Origin of the sequence: Bradyrhizobium sp. dw_411, from assembly GCF_018449695.1 — a bacterium.
In the GTDB taxonomy this organism is placed as follows: domain Bacteria; phylum Pseudomonadota; class Alphaproteobacteria; order Rhizobiales; family Xanthobacteraceae; genus Bradyrhizobium.
On sequence record NZ_JAAVUY010000053.1, the window covers coordinates 1 to 454 of the forward strand.

Here is a 454-nt window from a genome sequence, read left to right on the forward strand (position 1 = left end):
GGTTCAACCGGGATGATTGTCGACATTTCAGACCGGCATGATCCCCGACAGGTTGGGTTTAGCGGGCTGTTCAGCCGGTTCGTGGAGCCCCTCACGCGGCGGAGCGAACCGGGTGAAGAGCCCGCGACGGTCGATAAGACCGATATCCAGGTCGCAGAATCGCACGACGTAGTCGCCGGTGTTGAGTTCAGCAACGCCCACGAGTTCATCCACCAGCGTCTCGCCGATGAAGACAAACTCGCCCTTCCATTTGATCTCGCCGTTGCTGCGGACGCGCCGGACCTCGTGATCGGCATCATACCAGGGGTCTTCTGCTCGAGGCGGCATAGCGCGCGGGGACTGGGTATAGGCCTCCGCCGGCGGCCGTTGGCCAAGCGCTTCGTGCGGGCGCTCCTGATTGTAATGGCGGCGGAAGTCGTCGAAGCGAGCCTGCTGCTCGGGCGCGTTGTTGGCC

General features: G+C 63.4%; 1 protein-coding gene. It reads right to left on the reverse strand.

The genetic code is table 11. The features are described 5' to 3' along the window. Positions 1-27 precede the first annotated feature (27 nt). A partial coding sequence (locus HB676_RS33645) for an integrase core domain-containing protein (protein ID WP_213742823.1) occupies positions 28-454 on the reverse strand: 427 nt, incomplete at its 5' end.